The organism is Streptomyces sp. NPDC041940 (genome assembly GCF_055589465.1).
In genome coordinates, this window is record NZ_JBVJBP010000011.1 from 84957 (window position 1) to 97363 (window position 12407).

At 69.9% G+C, this 12407-nt stretch carries 11 protein-coding genes; 5 read left to right on the top strand and 6 right to left on the bottom strand.

Annotated elements, in window-relative coordinates:
* Nucleotides 1-32 precede the first annotated feature (32 nt).
* From ACZ6I3_RS20065 to ACZ6I3_RS20080, 4 genes are read right to left on the bottom strand one after another with little or no spacing between them, the layout of a single operon-like run.
* Nucleotides 33-653: a bifunctional 4-hydroxy-2-oxoglutarate aldolase/2-dehydro-3-deoxy-phosphogluconate aldolase gene (locus ACZ6I3_RS20065; protein WP_469416142.1), complete on the bottom strand. Its 621-nt coding sequence runs from the start codon at nt 651-653 to the stop codon at nt 33-35.
* A 52-nt stretch (nt 654-705) separates the two neighbouring features.
* The gene (gene dgoD, locus ACZ6I3_RS20070; protein ID WP_469416143.1) at nt 706-1851 is read right to left on the bottom strand and encodes a galactonate dehydratase; all 1146 of its coding nucleotides are present in this window, start codon (nt 1849-1851) and stop codon (nt 706-708) included.
* Entirely contained in the window at nt 1848-2594 is a 747-nt protein-coding gene (locus ACZ6I3_RS20075; RefSeq protein WP_469416145.1) for a FadR/GntR family transcriptional regulator, read from the bottom strand. Before ACZ6I3_RS20075 ends, dgoD begins: the two co-directional genes overlap by 4 nt.
* 55 nt (nt 2595-2649) lie before the next feature.
* Nucleotides 2650-3393 carry an SDR family NAD(P)-dependent oxidoreductase gene (locus tag ACZ6I3_RS20080; protein WP_469416147.1) on the bottom strand — a complete coding sequence of 248 codons (744 nt, stop codon included), beginning with the start codon at nt 3391-3393 and terminating at the stop codon, nt 2650-2652.
* A gap of 168 nt (nt 3394-3561) precedes the next feature.
* Here ACZ6I3_RS20080 and ACZ6I3_RS20085 point away from each other — a divergent pair, with 168 nt between their 5' ends.
* From ACZ6I3_RS20085 to ACZ6I3_RS20095, 3 genes are all read left to right on the top strand, one after another.
* Complete coding sequence (locus ACZ6I3_RS20085) at nt 3562-4905, top strand: ABC transporter substrate-binding protein (protein WP_469416149.1); 1344 nt, start codon at nt 3562-3564, stop codon at nt 4903-4905.
* A 64-nt stretch (nt 4906-4969) separates the two neighbouring features.
* Nucleotides 4970-5881, top strand: coding sequence for a carbohydrate ABC transporter permease (locus ACZ6I3_RS20090; protein ID WP_469416151.1), 912 nt, complete (start codon nt 4970-4972; stop codon nt 5879-5881).
* On the top strand, nt 5878-6807 hold the full coding sequence (locus ACZ6I3_RS20095; protein WP_469416152.1) for a carbohydrate ABC transporter permease: 930 nt from the start codon (nt 5878-5880) through the stop codon (nt 6805-6807). The genes ACZ6I3_RS20090 and ACZ6I3_RS20095 overlap by 4 nt, the downstream gene beginning before the upstream one ends.
* Nucleotides 6808-6870: 63 nt before the next feature.
* Here ACZ6I3_RS20095 and ACZ6I3_RS20100 read toward each other — a convergent pair whose 3' ends face one another.
* Nucleotides 6871-8922 carry a glycoside hydrolase family 2 protein gene (locus ACZ6I3_RS20100; RefSeq protein ID WP_469416154.1) on the bottom strand — a complete coding sequence of 684 codons (2052 nt, stop codon included), beginning with the start codon at nt 8920-8922 and terminating at the stop codon, nt 6871-6873.
* 76 nt (nt 8923-8998) lie between these two features.
* Between ACZ6I3_RS20100 and ACZ6I3_RS20105 the strand changes: the two genes are divergently transcribed.
* Nucleotides 8999-10261 (top strand): cellulase-like family protein, encoded by a 1263-nt coding sequence (locus ACZ6I3_RS20105; protein ID WP_469416156.1) that lies wholly within the window; start codon nt 8999-9001, stop codon nt 10259-10261.
* 58 nt (nt 10262-10319) lie between these two features.
* Here ACZ6I3_RS20105 and ACZ6I3_RS20110 read toward each other — a convergent pair whose 3' ends face one another.
* Nucleotides 10320-11207, bottom strand: coding sequence for a helix-turn-helix transcriptional regulator (locus ACZ6I3_RS20110; protein WP_469416157.1), 888 nt, complete (start codon nt 11205-11207; stop codon nt 10320-10322).
* Nucleotides 11208-11385: 178 nt separating this feature from the next.
* Between ACZ6I3_RS20110 and ACZ6I3_RS20115 the strand changes: the two genes are divergently transcribed.
* Nucleotides 11386-12402 carry a zinc-dependent alcohol dehydrogenase family protein gene (locus ACZ6I3_RS20115; protein WP_469416159.1) on the top strand — a complete coding sequence of 339 codons (1017 nt, stop codon included), beginning with the start codon at nt 11386-11388 and terminating at the stop codon, nt 12400-12402.
* The last annotated feature ends 5 nt before the right edge of the window (nt 12403-12407 follow it).

Genomic DNA, 12407 nt, shown 5'->3' on the forward strand with positions numbered 1-12407 from the left:
GAAGGTGACGACCTCGGGTGGAGCCGCTGTCGTCACGACGTCTCCCCTGCGGCCACCCTGCGGAACTCGGCGGCTCGGGCGCGGAGTCGGTCCAGGTCGCCGCCGTCGGCCGCGTCCCCGACGAGCGGTGAGCCGACACCGACGGCGAGGGCGCCCCGGGCCAGGTAGTCACGGGCGGCCTGTGCGTCCACTCCCCCGACGGGCACGAAGGGCACCTCGGGGAACGGGTCGCGCAGGGCCCGTAGATAGCCGGGGCCGCCGAGCGAGCCGGGGAAGAGCTTGATCGCGTCGGCGCCGCGGGCGAGGGCGGCTTCGATCTCGGTCGGGGTCAGGGCGCCCATCAGCACGGGCACGCCGTACGGCGCCAGCCCGTCGACCAGTGCCGGGGTGACGAGGTACGACGCTCCGGCGTCGACCGCGCGGTCCGCGTCCGCCGCGGAGCGCACCGTGCCGGCGCCGAGGAGTGCGTCGGGGCCGAGCGCGGCGCGGGCCTGCCTGATCACGGCGAGGGCGTCCGCGGTGGTCAGCGATATCTCGACAGCCGGGATGCCCTCTTCCACGAGGGTGTGCACGGTGCGCAGGGCGGCGACGGGGTCCTTGCCCCGTACGATCGCCAGCAGGCGTTGGCGTCGGAGGGATTCCACCAGGTGCATGAAAGCGGGCTCTCCTTGCGGGTTCGGTTCGAGGGCGGCGGCTATGCGGCGGTCACCATTCGGTGAACGCGCCGTCGGGGCCGCGCCACACGGGGTTGCGCCAGCGGTGTCCGGTCTCGGCGGCCCTGCGTACCGCCTTCTCGTCGATGTCGACGCCGAGTCCGGGGCGGGTGCTCGCGACCGCGTATCCGTCCTGGAAACGGAAGGGTTCGGGGTCCATCACGTACTCCAGCAGGTCGCACTCCTGGTTGTAGTGGATGCCCATGCTCTGTTCCTGGATGAGGAAGTTCGGTACGGAGAAGGCGATCTGCAGGCTCGCGGCCAGGGCGATCGGGCCGAGCGGGCAGTGCGGGGCCAGGGTGACGTCGTACGTCTCGGCCATGGCGGCGATCCGGCGGACCTCGGAGATGCCGCCGGCGTGCGAGAGGTCGGGCTGGGCGACGGCGATACCGCTGGTCATGACCTCACGGAAGTCCCAGCGTGAGTACAGGCGTTCGCCGGTGGCGAGCGGAATGCTGGTGGACCCCGCCAGAGCGCGCAGGTGATCCGAGTGCTCCGGCCGGACGGGTTCCTCGACGAACAGCGGGTGCAGCGGCTCCAGCAGGGGCAGCAGTCGGCGTGACATGGCGGTGGAGGCCCGGCCGTGGAAGTCGACGGCGATGTCCCGCTCGTCGCCCAGCACCTCGCGGACGGCCGCGACACGGTCGACGACCTCGGCGGTGCGGGCCGGGGTGTCGATCGGGGCGAGTTCGGCCGAGCCGTTCATCTTCACCGCGGTGAAGCCCGCCTTCATCTGTTCCTCGGCCAGCTCCGCGACCTCGCTGGGACGGTCGCCGCCGATCCAGGCGTACATCCGGACACGGTCGCGGACGGGGCCGCCGAGGAGGCGGTGCACGGGGACGCCGTAGGTCTTGCCGGCGATGTCCCACAGGGCCTGGTCGATGCCGGCGACGGCGCTGGAGAGGATGGGGCCGCCCCGGTAGAAGCCGCCCTTGGTGAGCACCTGCCAGTGGTCCTCGATGCGCAGCGGGTCCCGGCCGACGAGGTAGTCGGCCAGTTCGTGCACGGCGGCGCGTACGGTCTCGGCGCGGCCCTCGATCACGGGCTCGCCCCAGCCGGTGACACCCTCGTCGGTGGCGATGCGCAGGAACAGCCAGCGCGGAGCCACCAGGAACGTCTCAAGTCCGGTTATCTTCAAGGGGTTTCCTCGCGGAGCGGGTCGGTTGCGGTGTCGTCGTGGTCTTCCCGGGCCTGTACGGCGGCCAGGTCGTGGGACGCCTGGGCGAGCAGGGACTCGACGGCCGTCACCGCGGCGTCCGGATCGCCCGCCTCGACCGCGTCGAGCAGTTCCTGGTGCACGGGCAGGGAGTCGGAGAAGTGCAGGGCGCCGTGCACGATGCGGTCACGCACGCGCAGACCGGCCTCGATGACGACCTCCATCCGGCTGAGCAGTTCGTTGTGCGCGGCGTCCAGCAGGGCGCGGTGGAAGGCCAGGTCGGCCTCGACCATCGCCTCCGCGTCCGTTCCGGCCGCCGCCATCGCGTCGAGCGCCTGCCGCAGGGCGTCCAGGTCGGCGGGGGTGCGGCGGGCCGCGGCGAGCCTGGCTCCGGCGGGTTCGACGATCGCGCGGACCTCGGCGAGGTCGTCCAGGAACCCGTCGGAGGGAGCGCTGCTGCCCTGCCAGCGCAGCAGGTCACTGTCGAGGAGGTTCCAGTCGGCGCGGGGCCGGATGGTCGTACCGCGTTTCTGCTTCGACTCCAGCAGGCCCTTGGCCGCCAGTACGCGCAGGGCCTCGCGCACGACCGTCTTGCTGACGCCGAGTTCGGTCTCGAACTTGACCGGGTCGACGACGGAGCCCGGGGGGTAGTCGCCCCGGATGATGCGCCGGCCCAGCTCCTCCACCGCCTGACCGTGCAGCCCCTTGGGGGGATGGGTCACCACGTTCTCCGTTTCCGTATCGGTCCTTGCGCCTGGCCCACCGCACGGTGCGCGACGCTCACGAGGACTCCTTCATGACGCTCCATCCTCCATCGACCACCAGGCTGGCGCCGGTCACATAGGAGGCGTCCGCCGATGCCAGGAAGGCGACGGCCGCTGCCACCTCCTCCGGCTGCCCGAACCGCCCGGCCGCCGTGGCCGCCACACTGCGCTCCCGGTCGGACTCCGGGATCCCGTCCCAGGCGGCGGTCAGGATGGGACCGGGCAGCACGGTGTTGACCCGGATGCCGGGACCGTACTCGACGGCCAACTGCCTGCCCAGCGAGCACAGCGCGCCCTTCGCGGCGGCGTAGGCGGCATGGCCCGGCAGGCCGATGACCGCGTGCACCGACGAGGTCAGGACGACGGAGCCCTTCGCCTCGCGCAGCGGGGCCGCGAACGTCTTCATCGCACGCCAGGCGGGCTTGAGCAGCACCGCCATCTGACCGTCCCACTCGGCCTCGCTCAGTTCGTGGGCGGGCTTGTTGAGCTGGGCGAAGGCGTTGCTGTGCAGCACGTCCAGCCGGCCGTGGCGCTCGTCCACGTGGCGGGCCAGGTGCTCCCAGTCGGCGGCCGAGGTCACGTCGCAGTGAACGTACTCCGCGCGTCCGCCGCTGTCCGCGATGTCCGCCGCGACGGCCTTGCCGGCCACGTCGTCCACGTCCGTGACCACGACCACCGCCCCTTCGGCCGCGAGCCGGTGGGCCGTGGCCGCGCCGATACCGTGCGCCGCCCCGGTGATCACCGCCACGCGCCCCGTCATCCTGCGGCATTCCGTCATCACGTGCGTCTCCCCTCGCTGCTGCCTACGCACCCACCATAGCTGTTTCAATTAATTATGAATATATCTTGACGGCGCGGCGATGCCGCTCCGAGACTGACCGGCACGCAACAGGCACCTTCAGGACGAAGCCAGGAAGGACCTCCTCCCATGAGCCGCACCACACCCCGCCGCAGAAGCCGGGGCGCACTAGCAACGACCCTTGTCGCCGTCTCCCTGCTCATCTCCGCCTGCGGGGGTTCGGCCGATTCGCAGGACAAGGCACAGGCATCCGCCAAGCCCGGCGAGAAGGTCGACCTGCGCTTCTGGTCGTGGGTTCCCGGTGTCGACAAGGCCGTCGACAAGTGGAACGCCACTCACCCGGACATCCACGTCAAGCTGGAGAAGATCCCGGCGGGCAGCAGCGGCGGCTACGCGAAGATGCGCGCCGCCCTCAAGAGCGGCAACGCTCCCGACCTGGCGCAGGTGGAGTACCAGGAGATCCCCTCGTTTCTGCTGGAGAACGGCCTGGTGAACCTGTCCGACTACGGCGCGGACAAGGACCGGTCGAAGTTCGTGGACTGGCAGTGGCAGCAGGGAGTCTTCGGCTCGGCCGTCTACGCGATCCCCCAGGCATCCGGCCCGATGGGCCTGTTCTACCGCTCCGACCTGTTCAAGAAGTGGGGCATCAAGCCGCCCACCACCTGGGACGAGTACGCCCAGGCCGCGCAGAAGATCCGCGACGCCGACCCGAAGGCCTCCATCGGCACCTTCCCCCCGGGCAACTCGGCCTGGTTCACCGCACTGGCATGGCAGGCCGGCGCCAAGTGGTTCGGCGTCGACGGCGACACCTGGTCGGTGAACATCGCCTCCCCGCAGACCCTCAAGGTCGCCGCCTACTGGGACGACCTGCGCACCAAGAAACTGATCAAGACCGAACCCGACTTCGCCAACGGCTGGTACAAGGACCTGCAGTCCGGCGCCATCACCTCGTGGGTCAGTGCTCAGTGGGGCGACGCCATCATCAGCGGAAACGCTCCCAAGACCGCCGGAAAATGGGCGGTGGCGCCCATGCCGCAGTGGACCAAGGGAGCGAACGTGTCCGCGAACTGGGGCGGCTCCTCCACGGCTGTCCTCAAGGGCGCCAAGCACATCCCCGAGGCCCTGAAGTTCGCCGAATGGCTCAACACCGACCCCGCGAGCGTCGACCTGCTGCTGCAGGGCGGATACGGCTGGCCGGCGGGGGCCGACGCGTACCAGGGCTCCTCGCTGGACAAGCCGTCGAAGTTCTTCGGAGGCCAGAAGTACAACGAGGTCTTCGCAGAGGCGGACAAGAACATCGACACCTCGTGGAAGTGGATACCGACGATCGACGCCACCTACCAGCACCTCAACGACGGCTTCCAGGCCGCCGTGGCGGGCAAGGGCTCGTTCGTCTCCGCGGTCGAGCAGGCGCAGAAGCAGACCGTCGAGGACCTGAAGAGGAAGGGTCTGAAGGTTTCCACCGGCCAGTGACCGCCTCCGGAGGGCGCGACGCGGCCGCCGCCGTTCTCCCCTCCGGACTCCAGAAAGCACCCTGATGCCCACCCGCACCCGAGCGCCCCGCCGCCGCGGAAGTCTGGCGCCCATCGCCTTCGTCGCGCCCTTCCTCCTGCTTTTCCTGCTGACCTTCGCCCTCCCCATCGGCTACGCCGTCTACCAGAGCGTCATGGATGTCGAGCGCACCGGGCCGCTGGGGCTCGGCAGCAGCCGTACCGTCTTCGTAGCGCTGAGCAACTACTCCGAGGCGTTGTCCGACCACGCCTTTCTGCGCAGCATCGGTCGCGTGCTGCTGTTCGCGGCCGTCCAGGTGCCGGTGATGGTCGCGCTGGCCGCCGGGCTCGCGCTGCTGCTGGACACCGCCTCGGCCAGAGGCGTGCGGTTCTTCCGCGCCGCCTACTTCCTGCCCTACGGCGTTCCGGGGGTCATCGCGTCGATCCTGTGGGGGTTCTTGTACGTTCCGGGAGTCAGCCCGCTCGTGGACGGCATGCGCCACCTGGGAATCTCGGTGGACCTCCTGGGCGGAGACACGGTTCTGTGGTCCATCGCGAACATCGTCACCTGGGAGTTCGCCGGCTACAACGTCCTGGTCCTCGTCGCCCAGCTGCGTACCGTCCCCACGGAGTTGTACGAGGCCGCCCGCATCGACGGCGCCAGTGCGTGGACGACCGTCCGGCATGTCAAGCTGCCGCTGCTGCGCCCCGCGCTGGTCCTCACCACGGTCTTCACCATCATCGGCACGCTGCAGCTGTTCGCGGAGCCCCTGGTGCTCAAGCCCGTCTCGTCGAGCATCGACAGCGCCTACACGCCCAACCTCAGCGCCTACAACGAGGCGTTCACCAACGACAACTACCACCTCGCCGCCGCCGAGGCAGTCCTGCTCGCCCTCGCCGCGTTCGTGCTCTCCTTCGGGTTCCTGCGGCTGGTCAACAAGAGAGGTGGGGACGCGTGAGTCTCCAGACAGCGGCCCGCACAGTCCCGCCAAGGGGTGAGAAGCCGGCCTCCGGCAACCGTACGTCGCCGCGCGGCGGCATCACCGGGGTCACCACGCGCAGCCGCATCCTCGTCACCGGCCTGCTCGTGGCAGCCGCCGGGTACTTCCTGCTCCCGGTGTACTGGCTGGTCGTGGCGTCCACCAAGTCCACCGGCGACCTGTTCGGCACCTTCGGGCTGTGGTTCTCCCAACCGCGGTTCCTGAGCAACCTGCACCAGGTGCTCACCTACGACGACGCGATCTACCTGCGCTGGGCCGCCAACAGCCTGCTGTACGCGGGGGTCGGCGCGGGCGTGGCGACGCTGCTGGCCGCGATGTCCGGCTACGCGCTGGCGAAGTTCTCCTTCGCCGGCCGCGACACGATCTTCAACATCGTGCTGGGCGGCGTCCTGATCCCCGGCACGGCGCTGGCGCTGCCCATGTACCTGCTGTTCAGCGAGGCAGGCCTGGCCAACACCTACTGGGCCGTCCTGCTGCCGAGCTTCGTCAGTCCCTTCGGCGTGTACCTGTGCCGGATCTACGCGGCGGCGTCCATCCCGGACGAGCTGCTGGAGGCGGCCCGCATCGACGGCGCGGGAGAGATCCGTATCTTCACGGTCGTCGCTCTGCGCATCATGACCCCCGCCCTGGTGACGATCTTCCTTTTCCAGTTCGTCGGTATCTGGAACAACTACTTCCTGCCGCTGGTCATGCTGTCCGACTCCAAGCTCTACCCCATCACCCTCGGTCTGACGTCATGGCAGTCCTTCGCCGACCGCCAGCCGCAGCTCTACCAACTGACCGTGGGAGGTGCGTTCGTGTCCGTCGTCCCTCTGATGATCGCCATGGTCGCCCTGCAGCGCTTCTGGCGCAGCGGTCTGACCGAGGGCAGCGTCAAGGCCTGAATCCTCGACGGCGGAAGGGGGAAGGACAGTCTGTCCTTCCCCCTTCCGCCGTACCACGTCAGGTCATCTGCCCCTGGGGTTCACCGCCTTGCGGAACACGTCGTGGACGAGCTTGGGCCGTTCCTCGGCGAAGGTGATCAGCCCCATCACGGAGATGCCGTTGTAGTCCTGGTTGTATCCGGCCCGCTGCTTGTAGTCCTTGAGGACCCAGTAGGTGAAACCGGCGACGAAGTCGCTGCGCGCCGTCACCTGCGCCCAGTGGGCGGTGAAGCTCGCCGCCTGCCACTCCTCCGTGCCCTGTGTAGTGGCGGGGCCGTGGGTGCCCGCCACGGACCAGGTGCCGTTCTCGGTGATCAGGATGGGCTTGTCGGGATACTTCGCGTGCACCGCGTCCAGCGTGGGACCGAGGTCGGCGTCCTTGCCGTAGAAGTAGCCGAAGTACTCGTTGAACCCGATCACGTCGGCGAGGTCGAACGCGGGGTCGTTGCTCGTGTTGGAGGCCCAGGTCACGGGACGGGCGGTGAGGTCGACCGCCTTTATGGCCGCCTTGAGGTCGGCGAGCCAGGCCCGGTAGACGGGGGCGCCGTCGGCGTCGATCTCCGACTCGTTCTGCAGACCCCACAGGATCACCGAAGGGTGGTTGTGCTGGTTCCACGCCATGGTCAGAGCCAGGGCGCGGGCGAGGCCGTAGCGCTCGGTCTGGAGCTTCTCCTGGGCGGTGTTGAGCCACATGGTGTCGATGTCGTCCATCACCAGCACGCCGTGCTCGTCCGCCCAGTCGTAGACGTACGGGTGCCGGTTGTAGACGCAGTTGCGGATGAAGTTGGCGCCCACCGCCGTGATGTGTCCCAGTTCCCGGTCGTACTCGGCGGGCGTCATCGCCCTGCCGTGGGCGGCCGTCTCCTCGTGCCAGTTGAGGCCCTTGAGGAACAGCGGCTTGCCGTTCAGGCGCAACTGGGCGTCCGCGATGCTGAGTTCGCGTACGCCGTACACGGTGGACAGGGTGTCCACTCGTGGCCCCGAGGCTCTGCCCGCGTTCAGGGTGGCGCGGGCGGTGAGCGTGTGCGGCGAAGCCGGGCTCCAGCGCGGGGCGTGGGGTATCGGGACCGAGACGCGCACGACGCCGGCCGACCGGGCCGCGATCCGTGCCGCGACCACGACGGGCCGGCCGCCGCTCCCCCGGCCGGGATCCAGGGTGAGCCGGCCGTCGAAGCCGGTGGCGCCGTGGTTCTCGACGACCGCGTGTGCCTCCAGGCGACCGCGTGCGGCGGACACGAGCAGTTTGGCGACGGTGACCTTCGGGACCGCCTCGATCCAGACGGACCGGGTCAGTCCCGCGTAGGGCCAGTAGTCGACGGGCTTGTACGGCAGCTCGTGGTCGTCGGTGACCGGTTGCGGCGTCGCGGCCGTGTAGTCGGTGTAGCTCGCCCTGCGGAAGACCCGCACGGCGATCGTCTGGCGGGTCCCCGGCCGAAGCGCCCCCGCGACCGGAAGCGCGAACGGCGAGTTGGCGCCTTCGTGTTTGCCCAGGTGCTTGCCGTCAAGCCACACCTCGGCGCTGTAGCCGGCGGCCAGGAAGGCGATGCGTACGTGCCGGGCACGCCAGGACGCAGGCACGTCGATGGTGGTGCGGTACCAGGCGTAGCCGTCGTTGAACGCCGTGCCCTGGCCGAAGGGGGCGGTCTCCGAGCCGAAGTCGGGGGTGTCCAGGAGGTCCCAGGCCGACGGGACGCCGATGCGGCCCCAGGTCCGGTCGTCGTAACGCGGGGAGTGCCAGCCTTCGCCGAGTCCCTGGCCGGTGGGGTCGAACCGGAAACGCCACTGTCTGTCCAGGGACAGGTAGTCGCGCGTGGGCTCATGGGTGCGCCAGCCGTCGAAGGCCGGAAGCACCGTGCCGTACTGGAAGACGACGCTGGTGCCGCCGACCTCGCGCACATGAGTGCCGGAGGGCTCGGTGGCCGGGTGGGTGTCGAGCACCGGGCCGTTGGTGGCCGCCGCGGCCGAGCCGTCCGCCGCTCGTGCCGTCTCCGGCCAGGCAGGGAGCGCGACTGCGGCAGCAGACACGCCGAGAGCCGTGACGACGGTGCGCCGGGACGGGTGGATGGATTCGCTCATGGCACATGAGCCTGAGCAGTCCCACCACCCCTGTCAAGCATTATTCATAATTAATGAATTGAGCTACCGTGCCCTCATGACGACACAGCAGCAAGCAATGGCCATCACCCTGTGGGATTTCAGCTGGTACACCCAGGCGGGCCCCGGCGAGCCGTTCGCCGACCTGGACCAGGCCTTCGCCGAGGCGGTGGACCGGGGCTTCAACACCGTGCGTGTCTGCGCCATGCCCTTCCTGCTGTTCTCCGGACGCGTCCCCGATCCGGAGTCGATCGAGGTCCGCGGCCTGGGCGAGGAGTTCGGACAGCGCACCCGCTGGTACGACGTGCGCGGCGGCTATCCGCTGGACGGCCGCCGCCGGCTCGTCGAGCTGTTCGAGGCGGCCGCCCGCCACGACTGCCAGGTGATCGTGTCCTCCTGGGAGTACCAGCAGTCCCCCAGCTTCGCCGACACGGACGCCTGGCACCGCGCCCTGGCCGAGGTCCCCGGCCCGGACCGCGCCGAGGCGGTGGCCGAGGCGCTCGCCGGACTCCTCGACTTCCTCACCGAGCGCGGACTCTCCGACCAGGTCGCCTACGTCGAGGTGCACAACGAGGTCGACAACTGCTCCCTCGTACCGCGCGACGGCGTCACCCACTACGCCTACCTGCGCGGCCCTCTCGACCGTGCCGTGAAGCTGCTGCGGGCCCGGCACCCCGGCATCCCCGTCACCTACTCACTGGGCGAGCCCTGGCCCAGCGAGATCGACGACCTGCCGGAGGGGGCGCAGATCGCGCACTTCCACTTCTACGTCTACGGCGTGCTCGGCGCGCTGTACGAGGCGGTCGGACTCGGGCACGGCACCGAGGCGGCTCCCGAGACGGCGACCTGGCCGACCCCCGAACTGGCCGCCATGCTGCGCCCCGACGCACCCGCCTTCGCCGACTATCACCCGGACGAGCCGTGGCGACTGGCCGCCACCGGGATCCCCCGCGAACTGTTCTACACACTCGACTGGGTCGACCCCGACCGCTGGGATCTGTGGCTCTACGAGAACTATCCGGCGCATCGGCAGGCCATGCGGGAGACGCTGGCCGGGTGGGTCGACTCCGTCGCCGAGTTCGCCCGCCTGCGCGGCATCCCCGCCGTGCTCGGTGAAGGCGTCGTGGGATACACCCCGCTGCTGACACGCTTCGAGGAGGACGCCGTCGGCAAGGACATCGCGGAGTTCGTCGTCGACCGCTGCCTCGCCGCGGGCTTCCGGGGCGTCGTCCTGACCTCGAACGCGGCCCCGCATCACCCCATGTGGCACACCGACCGCGACTGGATGCGGCGGGTCAACGCCCGCGTCACCACGAGCTGAACGGCGCGTCGCGGGCGAGCGCCTCGGACTCCCTTGCTGACCTGCACGTAGACGTGCCTCAGCCGGTGGTGGGGTGCTGTGTGGCGGGTGTGCTGTCTTCGGTGGCGGCGAGCGAGGCGAGCAGGCGCAGGCCCTCTTCGGAGGGGGTGCCGGGTTCGGCGGTGTAGATGGTCATGCTGAGACCGGGTTCGACGGTCAGATCGAGGGATTCGTAGGCGAGGGTGAGGGCGCCGACGGCGGGGTGGTGGAACCGCTTGGTGCCGGTGCCGTGGCGGCGGACGTTGTGTGCGCCCCAGCGGGTGCGGAACTCCTCCACGCGGGTGGACAGTTCGCCGACGAGGTCGTGCAGGTCCTTGTCGTACGGGTTGCGGCCGGCCTGTGCGTGGAGCAGGGCTACGGCCATGTCCGCGAACAGGTCCCAGTCGGGGTAGAAGCGGCGCGAGGCCGGGTCGAGGAACTGGAAGCGGGCCAGGTTGTGCTGGTTGGCCGGGTTCGCGAACAGGTCGGTGTAGAAGGCCCGGGCGAGCGGGTTGCTGGCGAGGATGTCCAGGCGGCCGTTGCACACGACCGCGGGCCCGGCGGTGATCGCGTCCAGCGTCCACTGCAGGCTGCGGTGGACCTGCGGCCCCGGGGCGCGGCGGCGGGGGCGGGTGAGGATGGCGGTGCCGTCGGCGGCATGGGCCAGGTTCAGCAGATGGGCGCGCTCGGCGTCGTCGAGCTGCAGCACGCGGGCGACGGCTTCGAGGACAGCGGGCGAGACACCGGCGAGGTTGCCGCGTTCGAGTTTGGCATAGTACTCGACGCTCATGTCGGCGAGCGCCGCGACCTCGCTCCTGCGCAGACCCGGCACGCGGCGTCGGGAGCCGGCGGGTAGACCGGCCTGCTCGGGACTGATCTTGGCACGCCGCGAGGTGAGGAACTCGCGGACCTCCTCACGGTTGTCCATGCCTTCGACGGTACGACCCGTCACGCGTGAAAGGGATGCACTGCCAGTACACCCCTCATTGGTACCTCGCTCCCCGCCGGGAAGAGCGCTTTCCTGGATGCCGGGCACCGCCTGCGGCGGCCTGATGACAGCCCGGGCCCCGCCCCCCTGTGAGCACGGCATGTAAGGAAGACCTCTGATGCGCGGAGCAGTGATCCACGCCCCCGGCGACATCCGCTTGGAAACCCTCGACGACCCGAAGATCCTCAAGCCCACCGACGCGATCATCCGCACGGCCGTCACCTGTGTGTGCGGCTCGGACCTGTGGCCCTACCGCGGCGCGGAGCCGACCGAGCAGGCTCACCCGATGGGCCACGAGTACGTCGGCTTCGTCGAGGAGGTCGGATCCGAGGTCACCGCGGTCAGGCCGGGACAGTTCGTCGTCGGCTCGTTCGCCACCTCGGACAACACCTGCGCGAACTGCGGCAACGGCTTCCAGTCCAGCTGTCTGGACCGTGAGTTCATGTCCACCTGTCAGGCCGACTACGTCCGCATCCCCAACGCCCAGGGCACCCTGGTCGCCACCGACGGCATCCCGGACGAGACGTACTGGCCGGGTCTGCTGGCCGTGTCCGACGTCATGGGCACGGGCTGGTGGGCCGCGGATGCCGCCGAGGTGAAGCCCGGCTCGACGGCCGTCGTCGTCGGTGACGGCGCGGTCGGCCTGTGTTCCGTGATCGCGGCCAAGGAGATGGGCGCCGAGCGGATCATCGCCATGAGCCGTCACGAAAGCAGGCAGCAGCTGGCCCTCGCCTACGGCGCCACCGACATCGTCACCGAGCGTGGCGAGGAGGGTGTCGCCCGGGTCAAGGAGCTGACCGGTGGGATCGGCGCGGACAGCGTGCTGGAGTGTGTCGGCACCGCCCAGGCGATGCGGCAGGCGCTGCACTCGGCGCGACCGGGCGGCAACGTCGGCTTCGTCGGCGTTCCGCACGAGGTAGCGGTCGACGGTCAGGAGCTGTTCTTCTCCCACGTCGGGCTGCGTGGCGGACCCGCGCCCGTGCGCCGCTATCTGCCCGACCTCATCGACCGCGTTCTGACCGGCGCGATCGATCCCGGCCGGGTCTTCGACCTCACTCTGCCCCTGGACCAGGTCGCCGAGGGCTACCGGGCGATGGACGAGCGCCGCGCCATCAAGGCTCTCCTCAAGCCCTGACCCAC